Here is a 23,193-nt window from a genome sequence, read left to right as displayed (position 1 = left end):
GCATGCCCTCACTCCGGCATTGCTCCGTGGGCCGCCGCGAAGGGCCATCCATGGCCCAGCGCGGCTATCCCGGCATCCATGCCGGGATGCCCACTGCGCAATGCCTGCGTTCGGCCAGCGTGGTTTAACGGGGCGTCCAGATCAAGATCAAAAGCAAAGCAAGAGCGGTGCATGTCCAGTATCCATGTGGTTGCACCACCGCTATCGCGAGCAAGCTCGCTCCCACATTGGATCTTCAGCAGACAGAAAACCCATACACACCGCAAAACCTGTGGGAGCGAGCTTGCTCGCGATGACGCCGGCACATCCAACATCACCGCAAACTGACACACCACCTTCGCGAGCAAGCCCGCTCCCACAGGAGAAACGCGATCACCCTGAACCAGGTCGGCTATAAGGCCGCCTCGCGGTGGACGTTGATCTCGGGCGCCCCGTTAACCACGATGGCTGAACGAAGGTATTGCGCAGTGGGCACCTCGGCATGGATGCCGAGGTAGCCGCGCTGGGCCATGGATGGCCCTTCGCGGCGGCCCACGGAGCAATGCCTTCGTTCAGGCATGCCGAGCCTAAGCGAGGCACCGAGTGGTGGGGTAGAAGCGTTTTGGTTACTTTTGCGCTTCTTGTACGGTCCGTACACGCTTCTCAAAAGTGACCCGCTGTAAGAGCGGAACCATAAGCCGCCGTGACCGCAGCAAAGGATATGCCCCCAATCCAGCCCAAAAGAAAACGGCGCTTTCCCTCCTCGGAAAAGCGCCGTTTCTTTAAGTGAAGAGCATCACCGCATCAGCGGGGCTCTTCATTGGCAATGGGCTTACTTCTTCAAACCCAGCTTCCTGAGCTCTTCATCCCGCAACTCGCGCCGCAGGATCTTGCCCACGTTGGTGGTCGGCAAGGCATCACGGAACTCCACGGCCCTGGGCACCTTGTAGCCGGTGACGTTGGCACGCATGTGTTCCATCACCTGTTCCTTGGTCAACGTGACACCCGGTCGTGCGACGATGAAGATCTTGATCGCCTCGCCAGACTTCTCGTCCGGAATACCGATGGCCGCGCATTGCAGCACGCCCGGCAGGGTTGCCAGCACGTCTTCCAGTTCGTTGGGGTACACGTTGAAACCGGAAATCAGGATCATGTCTTTCTTGCGATCGACGATGCGCATGTAGCCGTCCGGCTGGATCAGCGCAATGTCACCGGTCTTGAGCCAACCTTCGCTGTCGAGGATCTCGTCGGTGGCGTCCTGGCGCTGCCAGTAGCCCTTCATGACCTGCGGACCTTTCACACACAATTCGCCAATTTCGCCCAATGGCTGTTCGACACCCGCGTCATTGATCACCTTGCACAGCGTCGACGGCACCGGAATACCGATGGTACCGACCTGGATGTTCTGGATCGGGTTGACGGTAGCCACCGGGCTGGTTTCGGTCATGCCGTAGCCTTCGCAGATCGGGCAGCCGGTCACCGCTTTCCAGCGCTCGGCTGCTGCCAGTTGCAGGGCCATGCCGCCAGACAGGGTGACTTTCAGGGCCGAGAAATCCAGCTTGCGGAAGGCTTCGTTGTTGCACAGGGCCACGAACAACGTATTAAGGCCAACGAAACCGCTGAACTTCCACTTCGAGAGCTCCTTGACCATCGCCGGCAGGTCACGCGGGTTGCTGATCAGGATGTTGTGGTTGCCGATCAGCATCATCGCCATGCAATGAAAGGTGAAGGCATAGATGTGGTACAGCGGCAGCGGCGTGATCAGAATCTCGCAACCTTCATTGAGGTTGGAGCCCATCAGCGCCTTGCACTGCAACATGTTTGCCACCAGGTTGCGGTGGGTGAGCATCGCGCCCTTGGCAACGCCGGTGGTACCGCCGGTGTATTGCAGCACGGCGACATCGTCGCTGGCGGGGTTGGCTTCGCTCACGGGTTGGCCGTGGCCTTTGTTCAGCACGTCGTTGAACTTGACGGCCTTGGGCATGTGATAGGCCGGGACCATCTTCTTGACGTACTTGATCACGCTGTTGATCAACAGGCGCTTGAGCGGCGGCAGCAGGTCGGCGACTTCGGTGACGATGACGTGCTTGACGCTCGTCTTGGGTACCACGGTCTCGGCCAGGTGCGCCATGTTCGCCAGGCACACCAACGCCTTGGCCCCGGAGTCGTTGAACTGGTGTTCCATTTCCCGCGCGGTGTACAGCGGGTTGGTGTTGACCACGATCAGCCCGGCGCGGATCGCACCGAACACGGCCACCGGGTACTGGAGAACGTTGGGCAACTGCACAGCGATTCGATCGCCGGGCTGTAAATCGGTATGCTGTTGCAGGTACGCGGCAAAGGCACCGGACAACTCGTAGAGTTCACCGTAGGTGATCGTCTTGCCGAGGTTGCTGAATGCCGGCTTGTTGGCAAAGCGTTGGCAGGACTGCTTCAACACCGCCTGAATATTCGGATACTCGTCTGGATTGATGTCGGCAGCAATCCCAGCTGGGTACTTATCCTTCCAAAAGTCTTCAATCATGGAAGCCCACTCCTCAGCAACGCGAATTCTCACCGCATTTGATGCGATTATTATTGGTGTTTATTGGTGAATCTGGCTTGAATCAAGGCCGAGAAGTCACAAAAGCGCGCCGAGAGTAGCAGCTTTGCCAGGGGCCGACTAGAGCCAAAAATAGCCCCCACAGTCACAAACATGACTCATGAGCATTTTATGGTCATTTTTAGAGTAAAAAACCTACGCCCTATTAAATCTCTCTGAATCAAACAACTGTGGGAGCACAGCTTGCTCGCGATGGAGGTATGTCAGCCAATACAAATGAGGCTGTTCCACCGCTATCGCGAGCAAGCTGTGCTCCCACAGGTTTTCGTCAGGACAGATACCCCGGCGGACCTCAGGCGATATCCCGCAGCTCCCGCCGCAGGATCTTGCCCACCGGGGTCATTGGCAACGACTCCCGCAGCACGATGTGCTTGGGAATCTTGTAGCCGGTGAAGTTCTCCTTGCAGTAGGCCTTGAGTTCTTCAAGGCTGACGCCGGTTTCGCGCGCCACCACGAACAGCTTCACAGCCTCCCCCGAACGTTCGTCCGGCACGCCGATCACCGCGCAGTTGGCCACCTTGGGATGGGCCATCACCACGTCTTCGATCTCGTTGGGGTACACATTGAAGCCCGAGACGATGATCATGTCCTTCTTGCGGTCGACGATGCGCACGAAACCGTCCGGGTCGATCACCGCGATATCGCCGGACTTGAACCAGCCCTCGTGGTCCAGCACTTCGGCCGTGGCCTCAGGCTTGTTCCAGTAGCCTTTCATGATCTGCGGGCCCTTGATGCACAGCTCGCCACGCTCGCCCAGGGGCTGCTCGACGCCATCGTCGTTGATCACTTTCATCAGCGTGCCCGGCACCGGCATCCCCACCGTACCCAACCGAGACTTGCCGCCGTAAGGATTGGCACTGGCCACTGGCGAGGTTTCGGTCAGGCCATAACCTTCGGTGATACCGCACCCGGTGATCTGCTCCCAACGTTCGGCAGTAGCCTTGATCAGCGCCGTGCCACCCGAGTTGGTGACCTTGAGGTTGGAAAAATCCAGGGTCTTGAAATCCGGATGGTCCATCAGTGCCACAAACAACGTGTTGAGCCCCAGCAGCAGCGAGAAACGCCAGTTCTTCAGTTCCTTGATGAAACCACCGATGTCCCGCGGATTGGTGATCAGCACGTTGTGGTTGCCGGTCACCATCATGCACATGCAGTTCGCCGTGAATGCATAGATATGGTAAAGCGGCAGCGGTGCGATCATGACCTCCTGGCCCTCGCGCAACAGTGGATGGCCGTCATCGCCGAGCTGCCCCAGGCAGGCCCGGGCCTGTTGCATGTTGGCCACCAGGTTGCCGTGGGTCAGCATCGCGCCCTTCGCCAACCCGGTGGTGCCGCCGGTGTATTGCAATACCGCAATATCGTCGAGGCTGACTTTCAGCGGCTTGATGCCCTGGCCGCGTCCCAGGCGCAAGGCGCTCTTGAAGGAAATGGCCTGGGGCAGCGAATAGGCCGGGACCATTTTCTTGACCTTGCTCACCATCGTGTTGACCAGCCAGCCCTTGGCGGTGGGCATCAGGTCGCCCATCTTCGCTTCGATCAGGTACTGCAGGTCCGTATCGGGCAACACCTCCTGGACTTTCTGTCCGAACATATTCAGGTACACCAGCGCCCGGGCACCGGAGTCCTTGAACTGATGACGCATTTCCCGCGCGGTGTACAACGGGTTGGTGTTGACCACGACCAGCCCGGCGCGCAAGGCACCGAACACGGCGATCGGATACTGCAGGATGTTAGGCATCTGCACCGCGATTCGATCACCCGGCGCCAGGTCGGTATGGGCTTGCAGATAGCCGGCGAACGCCGCGCTGTAGCGCTCCAGCTCGGCATAGGTGAGGGTCACCCCCATGTTGCTGAACGCCGGACGGTCGGCAAATTTCTTACAGGAACGTTCGAACACCTCGATCACCGACTTGTAGGCCCCAAGGTCAACATCCAGGGGCACGCCGGCCGGGCGTTTGTCATTCCAGAAATCAGGCTGCATTGTTTTTGTCCTCTTTACCTGAGCATGTCCGGGCCGCCTCTGTATCGCTCGCAGAGGCGGAGCTCCTGGGACACTAGCAGCTATGGCCAATCAGGCAAATATGGCAACCTGCGTCATAGATTGTGTGAATCTTCCTGCCTAGGTGTGGCCTGATCAGGCGAGACGCAAAGGATGCGCTATACAATGCAGCGACGCTGCACAAAAGGAATCGCCATGATCCACCAAACGTTCTGGCTGACCGCGACTGACCATAGCCGCCTGTTCGTCAACCAGTGGCTGCCCGAAACCGCCCCTTTGGCGATGATCATGCTGGCTCACGGCATGGCTGAACACAGCGGCCGCTACGCCCGCCTGGCCCAGGTATTGTGCGACGAAGGCTACGGTGTCTGCGCCGTGGACCTGCGCGGCCATGGCAAGACCGGCGAGGAAGCGATTCTCGGCCATTTTGCCGACGAGGACGGCTGGGCCAAGGTCGTGGGTGACCTGGCCAGCCTCAACCACCACATCGTCCAGCAATATCCCGAGACCCCCATCCTGCTGCTGGGCCACAGCATGGGCAGCTACATCGCCCAGGGTTACCTGTTGCATCACAGCGCCAGCCTGCACGGGGCGATTCTCAGCGGCTCGAACTTCCAGCCGGTGACGCTCTACCGCAGCGCTCGCCTGATCGCCCGCTTCGAACGCTGGCGCCAGGGTGCCACGGGGCGCAGCGCGTTGATCGAGTGGCTGTCGTTCGGCAGTTTCAACAAGACATTCAAACCCACGCGTACCCCCTTCGACTGGCTCAGCCGCGACCCGGCCGAAGTCGACAAGTACGTCCACGACCCGCTGTGCGGCTTTCGCTGCACCAATCAACTGTGGGTCGATCTGCTCGGTGGCTTGCAGCAAATCAGCAAAGCGTCCAATCTCGCCCAGATCGATCCGGGCCTGCCCCTGCTGGTGATCGGTGGCGAATGTGATCCGGTGAGCGAAGGCAAGCGTCTGAAGGATCTGGCCGACGCCTTGCGTGACGCCGGCATCCGACACCTGCAATTGACGATTTACCCGCAGGCCCGGCACGAACTGTTCAATGAAGCCAACCGCGATGAAGTGACCGCCGACGTGCTGGCCTGGATTGCCCAGGCCCTGAGCCACAAGCGGCCACCACGCAGCGAGTAGGCTTGCAGCGTTTTTCCTTTACTCCTTCACAGGATTTGAAACAGATGACCCAGGTTACCAACACCCCTTACGAAGCCCTCGAAATCGGCCAGACCGCCAGCTACAGCAAGACCGTCGAAGAGCGTGACATCCAGCTGTTCGCCGCGATGTCGGGCGATCACAACCCGGTGCACCTGGACGCCGAGTTCGCCGCCGCGAGCATGTTCAAGGAGCGCATCGCCCATGGCATGTTCAGCGGTGCGCTGATCAGCGCGGCGGTAGCCTGCGAGTTGCCTGGGCCGGGCACTATCTACATCGGCCAGCAGATGAGCTTCCAGAAACCGGTGAAAATCGGCGACACCCTGACCGTGCGCCTGGAGATCCTGGAAAAACTGCCGAAATTCCGTGTGCGCATCGCCACGCGTGTGTTCAACCAGCGCGACGAGCTGGTGGTGGACGGCGAGGCCGAAATCCTCGCACCGCGCAAGCAGCAGACTGTGACCTTGCCGACGTTGCCGGCGATTACTGTCGGTTGATTCACAGGCGCCTACGGTGAGTGACTTGTGGCGAGCCATAAATGTGGGAGCAAAGCTTGCTCGCGATGCAGGCGCCTCGGTTCCCTGAGAGACCGAGTTATCTTCATCGCGGGCAAGCCTTGCTCCCACATTTATGGCTGGTCTTCGCGCACCTGCACGCTCGCCGTCATCCCGGCGCTCAGGTTCACCCCCTCCGGCACCTTGTCCAACTTGATCCGCACCGGTATCCGCTGGGCCAGGCGCACCCAGTTGAAGGTCGGCTCGACCTCCGCCAGCAACTGTGCATCGGGGTTGGTGTTGCGGTCGGTAATGCCACGGCTGATGCTCTCGACATGGCCCTCCAGCGCATGGCCGGCGCTCATCAGCCAGATCTTGACCGGATCGCCTACGCGAATCCTCGGCAACTTGGTTTCTTCGAAATAGGCCTGCACATAAAACGTCGAGTCGTCGATCAGCGCCATCACCGGCTGCCCGGCATTCACGTAGTTGCCTTCGGCCAGGCGCAGGTTGGTGATATGGCCATTGCGTGGGGCCAGGACCTGGCTGCGCGCCAGGTTCAGTTCGGCGACCTTGGCCTCGGCCTGGGCTTCGCGCAGTTCACCTCGGGCGATACCGGCGTTGATCTGGGCGTTTTCCCGCAGTTCGGCGCTGATGGCCTGGGGCCCGAGGGCGGCGCGGCGGCTGGCTTCGTGTTCGCGCAGGCTCAGTTGCTGCTGGCGCGTCTGCACCACCGCCCGAGCCTTCTCCACCGCCGCCTCGAAACGCTCACGGTCGATACTCAGCAACACATCGCCGGCCTTGACCTGCTGGTTATCCACCGCCTTGAGCTCGCGTACCCACCCTGACACGTCGGGTGCAATCACCACCACGTCGGCGCGGATCCGCGCATCGCGGGTCCAAGGTGTGAGCATGTAGTACTGCCACAAGTGAAACCCGGCGAAGATCGCCACGGCCACCATGCACAGCGTGACGGCGACACGTACGGATGTACGCATGTTCAACTCCTATAGCGGCCCGAGGACCACGGTAATAACGGTCAGGACACAGACATACAGGGCGCAGTCGAACAAGGCTTCATGCCAGATCCAGCGCCCGGCCGGCACCAGGCTGAGCAACAGGCGCAACGCGCCGGTCACCAGCAACGCCAGCACCACATAAATCAGGAACGGGCTGAGCAACACCCCGCCAATCGACCACTCACGCAAGCCCATGGCTGTGCTCCCGTCGTTCAGGTTCGTGCTGGTGGCACCAGGCGCGCCAGCTGTTTTGCAATTGCACCACCGCGCCCTGGGCCAGCTTCAATGCGTCACCGGGCGGCTGGCTCGACAACACCTTCAGGAACTCGGCGCTTGCCGGGGCCAGCGCATCGGCCTGGTCACCGCTCGGGCCGTGTTCGAGCACCTGCTCCAGCGCTTCGAAATAACGGCGCTGCGCCCGGGTCTCAGGCACTTGGGCGACGGCCAGGCTCAGGCGCAAATGCAGCAGTTCATCGCCAATGTCCAGGCCAAGCAAACCATCATCCCAGCGGCTGCGCGCCTGCACCGGCAATTCAGGGTAATGCCGCGCCAGTTGCAACAGCCGGTCGGCCATGCGCCCGCCGAACCAGCTCTCGGCGCCACGCAGGCTGCGATGGGTCAGGCGCACCAGATCGTGGAGGGTCGCGGCCAGCAGGCGGCGGCTGTGCCAGGCCGGGTTGCGCAAAATCAGCAGATTGAAGGCCAGCACCGCCGCGCCCACGCCCATCATCATGGCCTGGGCGTTGTTGAAGAATGCCGCGACGTCGTACTTCATGGCATTGAGCGGTGAAATCAACACCACGAAATGCAGGCAGAACGACGTCGCCGTGGCGAAGATCTGCGGCTTGGCCATGCCCAGCGCGCCGAAAAACAAGGGCACGCCCATGGCCATGCAGAGCATCGCAAAACTGCTCCATTGCGGGAGTAAGAGCTCGCCGATCACGAACGCCGTCGGCACGGCCAAAAAAATGCCCCGTAGAAAACTCATGCCGATCTGCGCGCCGTTTTCGCGACTGGCAAACAGGCTGCACACCACGCACGTCAGCACCAGCGCGCCCGAAGCGGCGGGCCAGGCTGTCGCCAGCCAGAAACAGGCCACCGCCAGGAACGCCAGGGCACTGCGAGCACCAAAGACCATGGCCAGGGACAGATCACGATGAGGCGCCAGGGTTCGCGGTGGATCCGCCGCCTCCCTGCCCTCTTGCACCGCCGTCAAGGCAGCGCAGGCGGCCAGGGCGGTATCGAGCAACAAGGCAAATCGCGCCAGGCAGTAACTTTGCGCCGAGCTGATCTGCGGGTCGTGAGACGCATCCCACACCCGGGGGCGTAAGGCCTGCAAGGTCGCACTGTCGGCATCGAGGGCCTGCCGTACCTCGTTCATCCACGGTTGGAGGGCCTCGGCCTCCTCGGGGTCGAGCTGTTTCCACTGCCGCCGCACCGAGCGCGAAAGGCGCAGCAACATCAGCAATTTCTGGCTCAAGCCGCTGATGGCTCGGGCTCGCTGTCGGCCACGGCTGCCTTCGAACCAGGCATGTTCGCGCTGGGCATCCACCGCGACGATCCGGCCCAGGATTTCCAGCAGCCCTTTTCGCGCCTGGACATCGCCAGCCAGGGTCGCACGGGCGGCCTGCATGCCGCTCTGCCAGGCAGCGAGGGCCTGATCGGCCAGTTGCCGCTCGACCCGCAACGGCCAGAGCAAGGCACTGGCCGCCGTGGCGCAGACAATGCCCAGGCTGATCTCGGTGCAGCGCGCCACCGCCTGGTCGAACACATCCAGCGGATGGGAAATGGCCGGCAAGGCAATGATCGCCACCGTGTAACCGGCCAGCACGAACGAATACGACCAGGCACTGCGCAGCAGCGTCGAACAGGCTGTGCACAACCCCAGCCAGAGCGCCAAGGCCAGCAGGAACAACCAGGGTGCCTGGGCAAACAGGCCCATGAACACCACCGACATGACGGTGCCCACCAGCGTGCCGACCAATCGCGCCAACCCCTTCTGCACCACCATCCCGGACAGTGGCTGGGCGACGATGATCGCGGTCATCAGCGCCCATGACGGCTGCTCCAGCCCCCAGCGCAGCGCCAGCCACAACGCCAACCCGGCACCAAGCACCGTCTTGATGGCGAACTGCAAAGCGAGGCGGTCGGGGGCAAACAAGGCCTGGAAGGTAATGGGCACGCGAAAAACTCTTTGGGGGGATGCCAGTAACAATAGATGCAATGCAAGGGGTCGGCGGTGCAATTATTAGCTAGCTATCTATTCGAGTCCAGAGCTGATTATGGATGAATTCAACAACACACTTTTTCTGTTTGATGCTGAGTGAGTTGAAATGGCATCAACCTGCATCACCACAACAGTGTTCATCTTGAATCTGAGTCGTCGCCACAAAAAAACGCCAGGCAAGCTGGCGTTTTCTTGGATCAGGACGCGTTGTTAACTGGCGCGCGCCTGGTTACGCAGAGCCTTGACCTGGTCATGGTTGCGTTGCACACCGTGGTACTGACGCTCAACCAGGTCACGAATACCGACCAGGTTGTGCTTGGTGATTTTCTCGAGCGCTTCCTTGTAGGCCTTGAGCGCATGGTCTTCGCCACGCTCGGCTTCGTTGAGCACCGCTTCTTCATCCTTGCCGGTGAACATGGATTTCACGTCCACCCAACGACGGTGCAGGTCACCAGCGACGCTGGTGGAGGTTTCCGGATCGCCGCCCAGGGAGCGAACCGCCGCTTGCAGTTCGGCCGCAGCGGTCGCGCAATCCGCAGCACGTTGAACGAACAGCGCCTTGAGTTGTGGGTGCTTGATGTCTTCAGCGCAGGTCTTGAAGCCTTCCTGGCCATCTTTGCTGGTCTCGATCAGGTCGTTCAAGACGGAGATGGATTCTTTGTTGATGTCAGTCATTTTTCAGTTCCTTTGCTTGGTGAATAAAAAACCTGCAAGGGATGTTGCATCGGCCATGCCAGTCAAATAACTCGGTTAATTTTCTTTAAAATCAATTAGTTAATAAAAAACAAGAAAACTATATCCGCGTTATTTGCATGATCTGTCATTTGGCCTGCATGCAGAATGCCTGTATTTTCGAAGCAGATTTGAATCAGACGATTGCCATGAACCCGGAAAAGCTCGAATTGCTCATCACACGTCAAATGCCGTTCGGCAAATACAAGGGTCGAATCCTGGCTGACCTGCCAGGTCAATACCTGAACTGGTTCGCCCGCGAGGGTTTTCCTCACGGTGAACTGGGTGGTTTGCTGGCACTGATGCAGGAAATCGATCACAACGGGCTGTCGGACCTGCTCGACCCATTGCGCGCCAAACACGGCAAACCCAAGCCTCGCCCCTGACCAGTTGAGCCCCTGTCATGCCAGAAAACACGCTACGCGCCCATGATGAAGCTTTCTGGCAGACGTTTGTCGGCCGCTACGAAGTCGATCCCGCCGGGCCCCTCAACCTGGAAAACGGTTACTTCGCACGTATGTCCCGCACCGTGGTGGAGGAGTACCAGCGCAACATCGAGTTCATCAACCGCGGCAACTCGGTGTATGTGCGCCAGCATTTCGACCGTGAACACGGCGAAGCCATTCGTCGACGGGTGGCCCGGCTGATCCACGCATCCCCCCAGAGCGTGGCATTGGCCAGTAGCGCGGTGGATGCCTTGCAGACGCTGATTCGCAACTACAACGGCCTCAAGCCCGGCGATCAAGTGCTGATCTGTGATCTGGAATATGCCTCGGTCAAGAGTGCAATGCGCTGGCTGGCTCGTCAGCGTGGCGTGGAGGTGATCGAAATCGTCCACCAGCACCCTGCCAGTTTCGAAAGCCTGGTGGGCACTTATCGCGAAGCGTTCATTCGCTACCCTCGCCTCAAGTTGATGGCGCTGACCTACGTCAACCACCTCACCGGACTGGTGATGCCGGTCCAGGCCATTGCCGAGAGTGCCCGCGAGTTCGCCGTCGATATCATCCTCGACGGTGCCCATGCCCTGGGCCAGATCGATTTCGACCTGAAGAAGCTCGGGATCGAATTCGCCGGGTTCAACCTGCAGAAGTGGATCGGCGGGCCCCTCTCCCAGGGCTTCCTGTACATCGCCCCGCAGCGCTTGGCCGACATCGACCCGGACATGGACGAAGACAGCTACCCCGCCACCGACGTCCGCTCGCGCACGCCCCACAGCACGCCCAACATCCCTGCCTTGCTCACCCTGCCGCTGGTCTTCGAAGAACACCAGGCCCTGGGTGGCGCTTCGGCCAAAGGCGCGCGCCTCTGTTATCTGCGTGACCTGTGGGTGAGCGCCGTGCGCGATGTGCCGGGCATCGAAGTCATGACCCCGGATGACCGGCGTCTCTATTGCGGGATCACCGCGATGCGCTTCACCGCCCAGGCCGATCAACAGGCGATGGCCCATCGATTGCTCCATGAGCATGGGATCTTCACGGTGGTGCGCCACACCAGCGTCGGGCCGTGCATTCGCATTACCCCGGGGCTGATTACCTTGGCGAGTGATATCGAGCGGTTGACCAAAGCACTGCTTGAACTGAGCCGTACCTAGATCCCTTGCTCCCGCTGGGCTCTGTAGGAGCTGGCGAAGCCTGCGATCTTTTGATCTTGCTCTTTCGCTCTCGACTCAATTGTCAGTGGAAAGATCGCAGCCTCGTTGCACTCGTCAGCTCCTACACCGCTCCTACACGCAGCCCAACGGGAGCAAGCTCCCTCGCCACAGGAATTTTGTACTGCCACAAAATCCGGGCAAAAAAAAACGGCGCGCCGACCAAGCGCACCGTAAAACCGTAGAACACCCAACGAGGTTCGGTAAAACAATCAGTCCAGCAGCGCCAAGGCCTCGGCGGTGCATTCCTGAATGCGGGCCCAGTCGCCGTTCTTGATCCACTCAGGATCAAGCATCCAGCTTCCGCCCACGCACATCACGTTTTTCAACGCCATGTAGCTCTTGATGTTGGCCGGGCTCACGCCGCCGGTCGGGCAGAATTTCACTTCGCCGAACGGGCCACCCAAGGCCTTGATAGCCGCGACGCCGCCGCTGACTTCGGCCGGGAACAGTTTGAAGCGGCGATAGCCCAGGCTGTAGCCTTCCATGATGCCCGAGGCGTTGCTGATGCCAGGCAGTAATGGAATAGAGCTGTAGACGCTGGCCTCGAGCAGATCACGGGTGATGCCCGGAGTGACGATGAACTGCGAACCGGCAGCCTCGGCGGCGTCCAGCATGTGGCGGTCGAGCACCGTGCCGGCGCCGGTCACCAGTTCCGGACGCTGCTCACGCAGCACCTGGATGGCCTTGAGGCCGTATTGGGAACGCAGCGTCACTTCCAGCGCCGTCAGGCCACCGGCAGCCAGGGCATCGGCCAGCGGCAGGATGTCCTGTTCACGGGCGATGGTGATCACCGGCAGGATCCGCGCCTTGGCGCAGAGGCTGTCGATCAGGGCAACTTTGTCCGCCATGGAAACGGTCGGGGATGGGTTTGTCATAGCGGCTGATCCTTGGTTCATGGGCACCAGTAAATCTCTAACGTAGGTTGCAAAAACGCGCGGATCGGCATTTCGGCGACATCGTCGCCCGCCACCGCAGCGTTCAAGGTGGTCAATTTCGACTGACCGGAAATCGACAGCACTTTGTGTTGCGCCGAAGCCAGCAAGGCGCGGCTCATGGTCAAGCGCTGGTGCGGCACGGTCGGCGCCAGCATCGGCCAGCAGCGACGTGTGCCATTGGCGTCCAGGGCCTGGGCCAGGTTCGGACTGCCAGGGAACAGCGAGGCGGTGTGCCCGTCATCGCCCATGCCCAACACCAGCACATCGATCGGCGGCAGCTCGGCCAACAGACGATCGGCCTGTTCGGCAGCCGCTTCCAGGTTGGTGCTGGCGCTGTAGAGGCTCAGGAACTGGGCCTTGGCCGCCGCGCCTTGCAGCAAGTAACGCTTGAGCAGGCCGGCATTGCTGTCGGCGTGTTCAACCGGTACCCAGCGTTCATCGGCCAGGCTGACCACCACGTTGGACCAGTCCAGCGCCTGCTTGGCCAGGTGCTGGAAAAACGCCACCGGGCTGCGGCCACCGGAGACCACCAGGGTCGCCGCACCGCGTGCCTCGATTGCTTTGCGCAACTGCTCGGCCACGTTCAGCGCCAGGCCTTCGGCCAGCACCACCGGGTTCTTGAACTCATGGGCGCTAACGCCCTGCGGCAGTTTCAATTCAGATATCGCCATACCATGACCTCCCATCCCGCGTGATCAGTGCAATGGAGCTCATCGGCCCCCAGGACCCAGCCGCATACGGCTTGGGCGCATCGCCGGATTTCTTCCAGCCGGCAATCAACTGGTCACACCACGTCCACGCGGCTTCAATTTCATCTTTACGGACAAACAGGTTCTGATTGCCGTTCATGACTTCCAGCAACAACCGCTCGTAGGCATCGGGAATACGTGCGCTGCGATAGGTGTCGGAGAAGTTGAGTTGCAACGGACCGCTGCGCAATTGCATGCCCTTGTCCAGGCCCTGCTCCTTGGTCATCACTCGCAAGGAAATCCCTTCGTCCGGTTGCAGGCGGATGATCAGCTTGTTGCTGATCTGCAAGCGCTGCTCGGGCGCGAAGATGTAGTGGGACGGTTCCTTGAAGTGGATGACGATCTGCGACAGCTTTTGCGGCATGCGCTTGCCGGTACGCAGGTAAAACGGCACCCCGGCCCAACGCCAGTTGCGGATGTCGGCGCGCAGGGCGACGAACGTCTCGGTGTCGCTCTGGGTATTGGAGTTGGGTTCTTCGAGGTAGCCAGGCACTGCCTTGCCCTCGCTGTGGCCGGCGATGTATTGGCCGCGCACTACCTGGGTGGTCAGGCCTTCCGGGCTGATCGGCGCCAGGGCCTTGAGCACCTTGACCTTCTCGTCACGGATGCTGTCGGCGGACAAGTCGGCCGGCGGGTCCATGGCGATCAGGCACAGCAGCTGCAACAGGTGGTTCTGGATCATGTCCCGCAGTTGCCCAGCCTTGTCGAAATAGCCCCAGCGGCCTTCGATACCGACCTTCTCGGCCACGGTGATTTCCACGTGGGAAATGTAGTTCTGGTTCCACTGGGTTTCGAACAGGCTGTTGGCGAAGCGCAGCGCGATCAGGTTCTGGACCGTCTCTTTGCCCAGGTAATGGTCGATGCGATAGGTACGGTTTTCCGGGAAGAACTGCGCCACGGCATCGTTGACCTTGCGCGACGATTCCAGGTCCGAGCCGATGGGTTTCTCCAGCACGACACGGGTGTTTTCGCTCAAGCCAACCTTCGCCAGGTTTTCGCAGATCGCCCCATACACCGCCGCTGGGGTGGCGAAATAGGCAATGACCTGCTGGGTCGAACCGGCTGCTTCGGCCAAGGCGACGTAATCGTCGGCCTTGAGGAAATCCACGTGCAGGTAGGTCAATCGTGCCAGGAAGCGCTCGAGTACGCCTTCGTCCAGATCTTTTTCATCGACGTAGCGCCGCAGTTCGGCGGCGATGAATGCCAGGTGCTGCTGCTCGCCGCCGGGTTCACGGGCCAGCGCAATGATTCGCGTGTCCTCGTGCAACAACTGGGCGCCATCGAGCTGATACAGGGCAGGAAAGAGCTTGCGCAAGGCCAGATCGCCCAACGCGCCAAACAAGGCAAAGGTGCACGGTTCAACCGTAATCGAAGGCATGATGTTTGTTCTTTTATCAAGTTAAACTACAAATACCTTTTTTCAAGGTATCACTCAAGGAAAAATGTAGTAATAACCACAACATTTTTCGAAAATACCGATTCCGAGTGGTGGTCCGTCGGAGCCATCAGTAGGATAGGCCACCGCAAAGGGTCGTATCAAAGACCCGTCTTCCTAGGAATCTTGTATGGACCGCGTGCGAAATTTACTGGAACAGATCCAGAGTCGCCTTGAAGACCTGAACAAGGCCGAACGCAAGGTGGCCGAGATCATCCTGCTCAACCCGCAGCAGGCGACCCGCTTCAGCATCGCCGCCCTCGCCCAGGCGGCTTCGGTCAGTGAACCGACCGTCAACCGTTTCTGCCGCTCGTTCGGCGTCAGCGGTTACCCGGAACTCAAGCTGCAACTGGCCCAAAGCCTGGCCAGCGGCGCTGCTTATGTGAGCCGTGCAGTGGAGGCCGACGACAACCCGGAAGCCTACACCCGGAAAATCTTTGGCAGTGCCATTGCCTCATTGGACAGCGCCTGCCAGGCCCTTGATCCCAATTTGATCAGTCGCGCCGTGGACCTGCTGATCCAGGCCCGGCAGATCCACTTCTTCGGCCTCGGCGCCTCCGCCCCGGTGGCGTTGGATGCCCAGCACAAATTTTTCCGCTTCAACCTGGCGGTGACCGCGCACGCCGACGTACTGATGCAGCGCATGATCGCGTCCGTGGCCCATACCGGTGAACTGTTCGTGATCATTTCCTATACCGGTCGTACCCGTGAGCTGGTGGAAGTGGCGCGCATCGCCCGGGAAAACGGCGCGTCGGTGCTGGGCCTGACCGCCGAAGGCTCGCCACTGGCCAAGGCCAGCACCCTGAGCCTGAACATCCCCCTGCCAGAAGACACTGATATCTATATGCCGATGACCTCACGGATCATCCAGCTCACCGTACTGGACGTGCTCGCCACCGGCATGACCCTGCGTCGGGGCGTGGACTTCCAGCCGCATCTGCGCAAGATCAAGGAAAGCTTGAACGCCAGCCGGTATCCGGTGGGGGATGAGTTCAACTGATTCGGTCCAGAGCCTTCGGTGTCTGATAGTCAGCCATCGCGAGCAAGCTCGCTCCCACACTGGATCCTTGGTGTTCACAAAACCCTGTGGGAGCGAGCTTGCTCGCGATGGGGCCAGCCGCCACACCGAAGATCCTGAGCTAAGCCCCCACCCGCGCCTGCAAACTCAGGTGCGCCCGCTCCCCCGGCGCCAGGCACAGGCTGTCGGTGCCGCCACTGGCCGCTTCGACGCAGACGAATTCGCTGACTTCATCCCAACTCACCCCCAGCAACGGTCGCGCGCCGGGATGCCAGACCACGGTGTCGGCGCTGTCGCCGGTGTCGATGCACAATTCGCGCTGCCAGGCGTGGTCCTTGAGCTGCAATTCCCCCTCATGCTGGAACACCCGCTGGCAGCCGCCCTCGACCCGCAACTCGCCTTCCTGCTGGCAAACCGCACGGCTCAACTGGTCGTAGCCCTGTGCGCCCTCCAGTCCAGACAGCGCTACCTCACCGACGTCACCAATACGCCAATAGGCGTGCAAGGCCTGGCTCAACTGGCATGGCAGGCTGTCCTGGTGCTCGGTGCTCAAGCGCAGCTCCATACGTTCACCCAGGTCCGCATGCAGGTCCACTTGCCAGTCGCACAGTTGCAGTTGCCAATGCAAATGCACACCGTCTTCATCGCTGTGGCTGTCGAGCAGTTTCCAGTCGATCAACCGCGCCCAGCCATGGGATGGCCAGGCGTTTTCGCTGGGATGACGACCATACCAAGGCCAGCACACCGGTACCCCGCCGCGTATCGCACCGACTTGCGGCCACTTGGCCGCACACCACAACCAGGGTTTCTGGCCTTTGGGCTGAAAATGCAGCAACTGTGCGCCCTGGCGACTGAACACCGCCTGGCACAACGGGTGGTCGATCACCAACACATCGCGCTGCCGATAGCGCTCCCACGCGAACACCGGGCGTTCGCGCAAGGATCTGAAAAAGCGTTGTAGCGGATGCTCATGCATGGGCCGCGGTCCTGGAAATCATTGAGTTGCTCATCTGTTTGCAACGCTTGTTGCGGCAAGGCGATTTATCTGTGGGAGCAAAGCTTGCTCGCGATGCAAGCGCCTCGCTTCCCTGGGAGACCGCGTTGTTTTCATCGCGGGCAAGCCTTGCTCCCACAGGTTCTGTGCCAGCCACCTTGCAAAAAAAAGCGGACAGCCTTGGCCGTCCGCAAATATGCGCACATAGAGAGGAGCTTATCGCAACAGCGTTAGAACACCGACTGAATTTTCAGGCCGGCCACCAGCGCGTTGTCGACTTCATCCACACCACCTGGGTGAGTGATGTATTGCAGGTTGGGACGCACGGTCAGCCAGTTGGTTACGTGGATGCCGTAGTTGAGTTCGTAGTTGTACTCAGTGTCACGCAACGGCGCGAACAGCGGATCGTTGTAGTCGCTGACACCGTTGGCAGCGTTGGTCAGCTCGGCGTTTTTCTTCACGTCATCGTTGACATGGATACGGGAGAAACCAATCCCGATGTCATCTTTAGGACGCGCATCGAACGGCCCCTTGTACACGAACATCAGCGACTGGTAGTTGTCGACGAAGTTGGTGTCCTTGTCGTGGAAGGTCGCGTTCGCCGCGATGTTCAGGCCGCGAGAAGCGTCGCCGTTGTGGGTAGTCAGCTGTTGCTGCGCCACGAACCAGTAGCCGTGCTTGCTGTTGTGACTGCGATAGGCGTTGCCGGTGGTCGCGGCGTCATCGCCATTGTCGTCTTCACGGACGTCATTGGCATCGGCCGTGCTCTTGTAGTAACCGACACGGTATTCGCCCGGCAGGTTGTTGATCTTCGGCGACCAGACCGCCTCGATCGGAATGACCGTACCCTTGGTGCCACTGCCGCTGAGCTTGAAGCCGTTACCGTGTTCCAGTTGCGAGGGGTTCTGGTTGTACGCACCGATCTGCGCGTAGAACTCAGGCGTGATGTTGTACTTCACGCGAATCGCCGCCTGCATGACCGGCCAGTTGTACCAGATGCCGGTTGCCCAGTTACCCGCTTGGGACCCGCAGAATGCCAGGTTCTGGAACTCGCAAGGGAAGGTGTTGAAGTCTTCGCCTTCGCCGAAGTAACCAGCCTTGACGTCCAGCTTGCCATCGAGGAACTGGTGCTTGATCCACAATTGGGTCAGACGGACCATGTGGCCACGGCCGTAGACTTCCTGGGAAGAACTCAAGGTGCCGGCACGCGGGTCGCCGACACGATCATTGGAAATGTTTTCACCGTTACGGTTGGTGAGCTGGATCTTGGCCTGGGTGTTATCCCAGCCCCACAGCTTTTCCAGGTCCAGCGCCACGCCCAGACCAAACTGGTCGGCATAACGCGCTGTCTTGTCGTTGTTGTAGCCGCCATGCAAGTTGGCGCCCACTTCACCGACGTAGTCAGCCTTGATATCGATACCTTGCTCGATCAGCTTGGTCCGCTCGCCACCCCAGTCACCCGTCATCCACTGCGAATCGGCGCTGAATGCGTCGGCAGCGTGTGCGCTACCGGCCAGCATCATCGCCGCAACGGCTGACAACTGGCAGATAAGCTGGGCGTTATTTTTCTTCTTCATCCCTACATCCTCGTCTTTATTGTTATTAACTGTTTTTATCTAACGCGGTTTACAACGATTGCGGCGGATGGTCCCCCACTCACCGCATACTCCTTCCTGTGGGAGAGAGCTTGTGTGGGAGCTGAGCTTGCTCGCGATGAAAGCGCCTCGGTCTTTCGAATGACCGCGTTATCGTTCATCGCGAGCACGCTTTGCTCCCACAAGCCCCCTCCCCCCATTTGTTCTTCACCGGCCTTTGAACTGCGCTACGTTCGGCGACCGAGCATCGGCTTGCGGCTGGCCAGCCACGCCCAGGCGTTCACCGGACTGCGCGTCGAACAGCAGCACCTTCGACGGATCGAATTGCAGCGTCAGGGTTTCCCCCGGCTGCGGTGCCACGTCCGGCGCCAGGCGGCAGCAGACCTTGGTCTCGTTGAGATTGACGAACACCAGGGTATCCGGCCCGGTGGGCTCGGTGACCTGGACTTCGGCGCGAATGGTCGGCAAGCCGTTGGGCTCGCTGCCGGCCAGCATGATCTGCTCCGGGCGCATGCCCAGGATCACTTCGCGGTCTTCCAGGCCTGCGTCCTGCATGCCCATCGGCAGCTCGCAACGGGCCTGGCCGCTGTCGAGCAGCGCCAGCAGGCGACCGTCCTTGCGTTGCAGGCGCAGCGGGATGAAGTTCATCGGTGGCGAACCAATGAAGCTCGCCACGAACAGGTTGGCCGGGTTGGTGTAGATGTCTTTTGGCGTGCCGAACTGCTGGATGATCCCGTCCTTCATCACCGCCACTTTGTCGCCCAGGGTCATGGCTTCGATCTGGTCGTGGGTCACGTAGACCGTGGTGGTCTTCAGGCGCTGGTGCATCAGTTTCATTTCGGTACGCATCTCGACCCGCAGCTTGGCGTCGAGGTTGGACAGCGGTTCGTCGAACAGGTAGATCTTCGGCCGCCGCGCCAGCGCCCGGCCCATGGCCACGCGCTGTTGCTGGCCGCCGGAAAGCTGGCCGGGCTTGCGATTGAGCAGGTGTTCGATCTGCAGCAGCTTGGCCACGCGGGTGACTTCTTCGTCGATGGCGGCCTGGTTCATCTTGCGGATTTTCAGACCGAACTCGATGTTCTCGCGCACGCTCATGGTCGGGTACAGCGCGTAGGACTGGAACACCATGGCGATGTCACGGTCTTTCGGGCTCATGCCGCTGACATCCTGGTCGCCGATCATGATCGCGCCGCCAGTGATGGTCTCAAGGCCGGCGATGCAGTTCATCAGCGTCGACTTGCCGCAACCCGAAGGGCCGACGAGGATCAGGAACTCACCGTCCTTGATCGACAACTCGATGTTCTTCAGGGTGTCCGGCAGGCCGGCACCATAGGTCTTGTTTACGTTGCGAAGTTCAAGCGTTGCCATGATTACCCCTTGACTGCGCCGGCCGTCAGACCGCGCACGAAATACTTGCCTGCGACCACATAGACCAGCAGGGTCGGCAGCCCGGCGATCATCGCCGCCGCCATGTCCACGTTGTATTCCTTGGCCCCGGTACTGGTGTTGACCAAGTTGTTCAGCGCCACCGTGATGGGCTGCGAATCACCGCTGGAGAACACCACGCCGAACAGGAAGTCGTTCCAGATCTGGGTGAACTGCCAGATCAGGCAGACCATGATGATCGGGGTGGACATCGGCAGGATGATCCGCCGGAAAATGGTGAAAAACCCCGCACCGTCCAGTCGCGCCGCCTTCACCAGTGCATCGGGAATGCTGACGTAGTAGTTGCGGAAGAACAGCGTGGTGAATGCCAGGCCGTAGACCACATGCACGAACACCAGGCCCGTGGTGGTACTGGCCAGGCCCATCTTGCCGAGGGTGAACGAGGCCGGCAGCAGGACGGTCTGGAACGGCAGGAAGCACCCGAACAGCAACAGGCCGAAGAACAACTGCGAACCGCGAAAACGCCACATCGACAACACGTAGCCGTTCAAGGCACCGATGGCGGTAGAGATCAGCACCGCCGGAACGGTGATCTTGATCGAGTTCCAGAAATAGCCGTCGACCGTGGCCCAGGCCTTGACCCAGCCGATGCCGCTGACCACGGTCGGCCAGCTCAGCAGGTTGCCGGTGCTGATGTCTTCCGGCGTCTTGAAGCTGGTCAACAGCATGACCACCAACGGCACCAGGTAAAGCAATACAGCGAGGATCAGCACCGCATAGATGGCGATGCGACTCAGGCTGAGGGAAGGTTTGGCAGCGAGACTAGTCATGACGCTTGGTCCTCAGCTCGGAGTACAGGTAAGGCACGATGATTGCGAGAATCGCACCGAGCATCAGGATTGCACTGGCCGAGCCCATGCCCATCTGACCGCGACTGAACGTGAAGGAATACATGAACATGGCTGGCAGGTCGGAGGAGTAACCCGGGCCGCCGGCCGTCATCGCGGCCACCAGGTCGAAGCTCTTGATCGCGATGTGAGCCAGGATCATCACGGCGCTGAAGAACACCGGGCGCAGGCTCGGCAGCACCACTTTCCAGTAGATGCGCGGCATGCTCGCGCCATCGATCTGCGCGGCACGGATGATCGATTGATCGACACCGCGCAGGCCGGCCAGGAACATCGCCATGATGAAGCCCGAGGCCTGCCACACCGCCGCGATCACCAGGCAGTACACCACGCGATCCGGGTCGATCAGCCAATCCAGGCGGAAGCCTTCCCAACCCCAGTCACGCAACAATTTGTCCAGGCCCATGCCCGGGTTGAGCAGCCATTTCCAGGCCGTACCGGTGACGATCATCGAGAGCGCCATCGGGTACAGGTAAATGGTGCGGATGAAACCTTCGCGACGAATGCGCTGGTCAAGGAACACCGCCAGCAACACACCGATCACCAGGGTGACACCGATGAACAGGCCGCCGAACAGCGCCAGGTTCTTGCTCGCCACCCACCAGCGATCGTTATCCATCAGCCGGGCGTATTGCGCCAGGCCTGCCCATTTGTAGTTCGGCAGGAACGTCGAAGTGGTGAACGACAGGACGAACGTCCACAAGATATAGCCATAGAAGCCCACCAGGACGATGAACATGCTCGGCGCCAGCACCAGTTTTGGGAGCCAGCGCTGCAATGCATCGAACGGCGAGGCCTTGCTGAACACAGCAACAGAACTCATGGGAAGATCCAGAACAAGGTTACAAGGGCATCCCTTTGTGGGAGCGAGCTTGTGTGGGAGCTGAGCTTGCTCGCGATGAAGGCACCTCGGTCTTTCTAATGACCGCGTTATCGTTCATCGCGAGCAAGCTTTGCTCCCACAGGCTCGCTCCCACAAGGGAAGCGGCGCTAATTACTTCGCTGACTGAACCGCTGCGCCGAGTTTCTTGGCGGCATCGGCAGGGTCGGCTTTCGGGTCGTTGATGTAGTTGGTCACCACATCGAAGAACGCACCCTGTACGGCCAGCGTGGTCGCCATGTTGTGCGCCATGCTTGGTTGCAGGCCGCCGGACTTGGCGTCCGTCAGGAAGTCCTTGGCAGCGGTCTGGGCACAGGAATCGAAACCGTACTTGGCCATGTCGCCGAGCATGTCGTTACGAACCGGGATCGAGCCTTTGTTGATGCTGAAGACTTTCTGGAAGTTCTCGCCCAACACGACCTTGGCGATGTCCTGCTGGCCAGCCGCAGTGCCCTTGTCTTTCTGCTTGAACACCGCCAGGGAGTCGATGTTGTAGGTGAAGGCCTTGTCGGTGCCCGGGAAGGCCACGCACTCGTAGTCCTTGCCGGCGACTTTCTTCGCCGCGGTCCATTCGCTCTTGGCCCAGTCACCCATGATCTGCATGCCGGCCTTGCCGTTGATGACCTTGGCCGCTTCCAGGTTCCAGTCCTGGCCCTTGCCGTCGGCGTCCATGTAGGTCGCGACTTTCTTCAGTTCGGTCAGCGCCTTGACCATTTCAGGGCCTGTCAGCGCCTTGTTGTCCAGGTCGACCAGGGCTTTCTTGTAGCCATCAGCGCCCATGACCGAGAGCACCACGGCTTCGAATACGGTGCTGTCCTGCCAAGGCTGGCCACCGTGGGCGAGCGGAATAAAGCCCGCGGCCTTGAGTTTGTCGCCGGCCGCGTAGAATTCTTCGAGGGTGGTCGGGTTCTTGGTGATGCCGGCTTTCTTGAAGACTTCCGGGTTGATCCACAGCCAGTTGACGCGGTGGATGTTCACCGGCACGGCGACGTAGTCACCGTCGTACTTCACGGTATCGGAGACTTTCTTGTCGAGCAGGCTGTCCCACTTCTCGGCCTTGGCGACGTCTTTCAGGACGTCGCTGTCGAGCAGCCCGGTGGACGCCCATTCCTGGATGTCCGGGCCCTTGATCTGGGCGACGCCCGGTGGGTTGCCGGCCACGGCACGGCTCTTGAGCACGGTCATGGCAGTGGAACCGCCACCACCGGCGACAGCGCCGTCCTTCCAGGTAAAGCCGTCTTTTTCTACCTGGGCCTTGAGCACATCGACCGCGGCTTTTTCGCCACCCGACGTCCACCAGTGGACGACTTCCACGGAACCTTTGGATTCAGCGGCAAGGGTAGTGACAGGGAATGCTGCGACGGGAAGCAAGGAAGCAAGAGAAATGACAGTAGCGAGGCGAGAAATCGCATTCATCTAGAATTACCTTTCT

The 23,193-nt window shown here is 60.4% G+C and carries 21 protein-coding genes; 5 read left to right on the top strand and 16 right to left on the bottom strand.

What is annotated here, in order from left to right:
- Positions 1-391: 391 nt before the first annotated feature.
- The 3 genes from AB4Z20_RS14900 to fadD2 form a co-directional block, all read right to left on the bottom strand.
- On the bottom strand, positions 392-559 hold the full coding sequence (locus tag AB4Z20_RS14900; RefSeq protein ID WP_320390572.1) for a hypothetical protein: 168 nt from the start codon (positions 557-559) through the stop codon (positions 392-394).
- A gap of 252 nt (positions 560-811) precedes the next feature.
- Complete coding sequence (gene fadD1, locus AB4Z20_RS14895; RefSeq protein ID WP_253472093.1) at positions 812-2,503, bottom strand: long-chain-fatty-acid--CoA ligase FadD1; 1,692 nt, start codon at positions 2,501-2,503, stop codon at positions 812-814.
- Between the two features lie 370 nt (positions 2,504-2,873).
- The gene (gene fadD2 / locus AB4Z20_RS14890; protein WP_253472091.1) at positions 2,874-4,562 is read right to left on the bottom strand and encodes a long-chain-fatty-acid--CoA ligase FadD2; all 1,689 of its coding nucleotides are present in this window, start codon (positions 4,560-4,562) and stop codon (positions 2,874-2,876) included.
- Positions 4,563-4,775: 213 nt separating this feature from the next.
- Here fadD2 and AB4Z20_RS14885 point away from each other — a divergent pair, with 213 nt between their 5' ends.
- Positions 4,776-5,720, top strand: coding sequence for an alpha/beta hydrolase (locus AB4Z20_RS14885; RefSeq protein WP_253472089.1), 945 nt, complete (start codon positions 4,776-4,778; stop codon positions 5,718-5,720).
- A 44-nt stretch (positions 5,721-5,764) separates the two neighbouring features.
- On the top strand, positions 5,765-6,235 hold the full coding sequence (locus tag AB4Z20_RS14880; RefSeq protein WP_014336929.1) for a MaoC family dehydratase: 471 nt from the start codon (positions 5,765-5,767) through the stop codon (positions 6,233-6,235).
- Positions 6,236-6,366: 131 nt separating this feature from the next.
- On the opposite strand, the gene AB4Z20_RS14875 is transcribed toward AB4Z20_RS14880, so the two are convergent.
- The 4 genes from AB4Z20_RS14875 to AB4Z20_RS14860 all read right to left on the bottom strand — a co-directional run bounded on the left by AB4Z20_RS14875 (position 6,367) and on the right by AB4Z20_RS14860 (position 10,153).
- The gene (locus AB4Z20_RS14875) at positions 6,367-7,230 is read right to left on the bottom strand and encodes an efflux RND transporter periplasmic adaptor subunit (protein ID WP_253472087.1); all 864 of its coding nucleotides are present in this window, start codon (positions 7,228-7,230) and stop codon (positions 6,367-6,369) included.
- Between the two features lie 9 nt (positions 7,231-7,239).
- Positions 7,240-7,446, bottom strand: coding sequence for a DUF1656 domain-containing protein (locus AB4Z20_RS14870; protein ID WP_003198565.1), 207 nt, complete (start codon positions 7,444-7,446; stop codon positions 7,240-7,242).
- Positions 7,433-9,433: an FUSC family protein gene (locus AB4Z20_RS14865; protein ID WP_442090159.1), complete on the bottom strand. Its 2,001-nt coding sequence runs from the start codon at positions 9,431-9,433 to the stop codon at positions 7,433-7,435. The genes AB4Z20_RS14870 and AB4Z20_RS14865 overlap by 14 nt, the downstream gene beginning before the upstream one ends.
- A 255-nt stretch (positions 9,434-9,688) precedes the next feature.
- Positions 9,689-10,153, bottom strand: coding sequence for a ferritin-like domain-containing protein (locus tag AB4Z20_RS14860; RefSeq protein WP_003198561.1), 465 nt, complete (start codon positions 10,151-10,153; stop codon positions 9,689-9,691).
- A gap of 206 nt (positions 10,154-10,359) precedes the next feature.
- Between AB4Z20_RS14860 and AB4Z20_RS14855 the strand changes: the two genes are divergently transcribed.
- Positions 10,360-10,596 (top strand): DUF3820 family protein, encoded by a 237-nt coding sequence (locus tag AB4Z20_RS14855; protein WP_014336924.1) that lies wholly within the window; start codon positions 10,360-10,362, stop codon positions 10,594-10,596.
- A gap of 17 nt (positions 10,597-10,613) precedes the next feature.
- Complete coding sequence (locus AB4Z20_RS14850; protein WP_258690499.1) at positions 10,614-11,801, top strand: aminotransferase class V-fold PLP-dependent enzyme; 1,188 nt, start codon at positions 10,614-10,616, stop codon at positions 11,799-11,801.
- Positions 11,802-12,070: 269 nt separating this feature from the next.
- Here the strand turns inward: AB4Z20_RS14850 and AB4Z20_RS14845 are convergent, their stop codons facing one another.
- The 3 genes from AB4Z20_RS14845 to zwf are packed head-to-tail and all read right to left on the bottom strand — an operon-like array spanning position 12,071 to position 14,923.
- Complete coding sequence (locus tag AB4Z20_RS14845) at positions 12,071-12,736, bottom strand: bifunctional 4-hydroxy-2-oxoglutarate aldolase/2-dehydro-3-deoxy-phosphogluconate aldolase (protein WP_018611012.1); 666 nt, start codon at positions 12,734-12,736, stop codon at positions 12,071-12,073.
- 17 nt (positions 12,737-12,753) lie between these two features.
- The gene (gene pgl, locus AB4Z20_RS14840; RefSeq protein ID WP_253472079.1) at positions 12,754-13,467 is read right to left on the bottom strand and encodes a 6-phosphogluconolactonase; all 714 of its coding nucleotides are present in this window, start codon (positions 13,465-13,467) and stop codon (positions 12,754-12,756) included.
- Positions 13,454-14,923, bottom strand: coding sequence for a glucose-6-phosphate dehydrogenase (gene zwf / locus AB4Z20_RS14835; RefSeq protein ID WP_214511646.1), 1,470 nt, complete (start codon positions 14,921-14,923; stop codon positions 13,454-13,456). The genes pgl and zwf overlap by 14 nt, the downstream gene beginning before the upstream one ends.
- 196 nt (positions 14,924-15,119) lie before the next feature.
- Between zwf and AB4Z20_RS14830 the strand changes: the two genes are divergently transcribed.
- Positions 15,120-15,980, top strand: coding sequence for a MurR/RpiR family transcriptional regulator (locus tag AB4Z20_RS14830; RefSeq protein ID WP_170842276.1), 861 nt, complete (start codon positions 15,120-15,122; stop codon positions 15,978-15,980).
- A gap of 139 nt (positions 15,981-16,119) precedes the next feature.
- Here AB4Z20_RS14830 and AB4Z20_RS14825 read toward each other — a convergent pair whose 3' ends face one another.
- From AB4Z20_RS14825 to AB4Z20_RS14800, 6 genes are all read right to left on the bottom strand, one after another.
- Entirely contained in the window at positions 16,120-16,974 is an 855-nt protein-coding gene (locus AB4Z20_RS14825; RefSeq protein ID WP_214511645.1) for a D-hexose-6-phosphate mutarotase, read from the bottom strand.
- A gap of 248 nt (positions 16,975-17,222) precedes the next feature.
- Positions 17,223-18,569 (bottom strand): carbohydrate porin, encoded by a 1,347-nt coding sequence (locus tag AB4Z20_RS14820; RefSeq protein ID WP_258690497.1) that lies wholly within the window; start codon positions 18,567-18,569, stop codon positions 17,223-17,225.
- A 225-nt stretch (positions 18,570-18,794) separates the two neighbouring features.
- Positions 18,795-19,955 (bottom strand): ABC transporter ATP-binding protein, encoded by a 1,161-nt coding sequence (locus tag AB4Z20_RS14815; protein ID WP_442090158.1) that lies wholly within the window; start codon positions 19,953-19,955, stop codon positions 18,795-18,797.
- Between the two features lie 2 nt (positions 19,956-19,957).
- A complete protein-coding gene (locus AB4Z20_RS14810; protein WP_014336917.1) occupies positions 19,958-20,803 on the bottom strand; it encodes a carbohydrate ABC transporter permease in 846 nt (281 codons plus the stop codon).
- Positions 20,796-21,704 (bottom strand): carbohydrate ABC transporter permease, encoded by a 909-nt coding sequence (locus tag AB4Z20_RS14805; protein WP_253472077.1) that lies wholly within the window; start codon positions 21,702-21,704, stop codon positions 20,796-20,798. Before AB4Z20_RS14805 ends, AB4Z20_RS14810 begins: the two co-directional genes overlap by 8 nt.
- Before the next feature lie 171 nt (positions 21,705-21,875).
- Positions 21,876-23,177, bottom strand: coding sequence for an ABC transporter substrate-binding protein (locus tag AB4Z20_RS14800; protein ID WP_214511642.1), 1,302 nt, complete (start codon positions 23,175-23,177; stop codon positions 21,876-21,878).
- Between the last annotated feature and the right edge of the window lie 16 nt (positions 23,178-23,193).

Origin of the sequence: Pseudomonas sp. KB_12 (assembly GCF_052114545.1) — a bacterium.
Lineage (GTDB): Bacteria > Pseudomonadota > Gammaproteobacteria > Pseudomonadales > Pseudomonadaceae > Aquipseudomonas > Aquipseudomonas brassicacearum.
The sequence above is the reverse complement of the archived record's forward strand: the minus strand, read 5'-3'. Positions and strand labels throughout refer to the sequence as shown.

Coding starts and splice junctions, on each gene's coding strand:
- AB4Z20_RS14900 (WP_320390572.1), bottom strand. CDS start 559: ATGCCTGAACGAAGGCATTGCTCCGTGGGCCGCCGCGAAGGGCCATCC.
- fadD1 (WP_253472093.1), bottom strand. CDS start 2,503: ATGATTGAAGACTTTTGGAAGGATAAGTACCCAGCTGGGATTGCTGCC.
- fadD2 (WP_253472091.1), bottom strand. CDS start 4,562: ATGCAGCCTGATTTCTGGAATGACAAACGCCCGGCCGGCGTGCCCCTG.
- AB4Z20_RS14885 (WP_253472089.1), top strand. CDS start 4,776: ATGATCCACCAAACGTTCTGGCTGACCGCGACTGACCATAGCCGCCTG.
- AB4Z20_RS14880 (WP_014336929.1), top strand. CDS start 5,765: ATGACCCAGGTTACCAACACCCCTTACGAAGCCCTCGAAATCGGCCAG.
- AB4Z20_RS14875 (WP_253472087.1), bottom strand. CDS start 7,230: ATGCGTACATCCGTACGTGTCGCCGTCACGCTGTGCATGGTGGCCGTG.
- AB4Z20_RS14870 (WP_003198565.1), bottom strand. CDS start 7,446: ATGGGCTTGCGTGAGTGGTCGATTGGCGGGGTGTTGCTCAGCCCGTTC.
- AB4Z20_RS14860 (WP_003198561.1), bottom strand. CDS start 10,153: ATGACTGACATCAACAAAGAATCCATCTCCGTCTTGAACGACCTGATC.
- AB4Z20_RS14855 (WP_014336924.1), top strand. CDS start 10,360: ATGAACCCGGAAAAGCTCGAATTGCTCATCACACGTCAAATGCCGTTC.
- AB4Z20_RS14850 (WP_258690499.1), top strand. CDS start 10,614: ATGCCAGAAAACACGCTACGCGCCCATGATGAAGCTTTCTGGCAGACG.
- AB4Z20_RS14845 (WP_018611012.1), bottom strand. CDS start 12,736: ATGACAAACCCATCCCCGACCGTTTCCATGGCGGACAAAGTTGCCCTG.
- pgl (WP_253472079.1), bottom strand. CDS start 13,467: ATGGCGATATCTGAATTGAAACTGCCGCAGGGCGTTAGCGCCCATGAG.
- zwf (WP_214511646.1), bottom strand. CDS start 14,923: ATGCCTTCGATTACGGTTGAACCGTGCACCTTTGCCTTGTTTGGCGCG.
- AB4Z20_RS14825 (WP_214511645.1), bottom strand. CDS start 16,974: ATGCATGAGCATCCGCTACAACGCTTTTTCAGATCCTTGCGCGAACGC.
- AB4Z20_RS14820 (WP_258690497.1), bottom strand. CDS start 18,569: ATGAAGAAGAAAAATAACGCCCAGCTTATCTGCCAGTTGTCAGCCGTT.
- AB4Z20_RS14815 (WP_442090158.1), bottom strand. CDS start 19,955: ATGGCAACGCTTGAACTTCGCAACGTAAACAAGACCTATGGTGCCGGC.
- AB4Z20_RS14810 (WP_014336917.1), bottom strand. CDS start 20,803: ATGACTAGTCTCGCTGCCAAACCTTCCCTCAGCCTGAGTCGCATCGCC.
- AB4Z20_RS14805 (WP_253472077.1), bottom strand. CDS start 21,704: ATGAGTTCTGTTGCTGTGTTCAGCAAGGCCTCGCCGTTCGATGCATTG.
- AB4Z20_RS14800 (WP_214511642.1), bottom strand. CDS start 23,177: ATGAATGCGATTTCTCGCCTCGCTACTGTCATTTCTCTTGCTTCCTTG.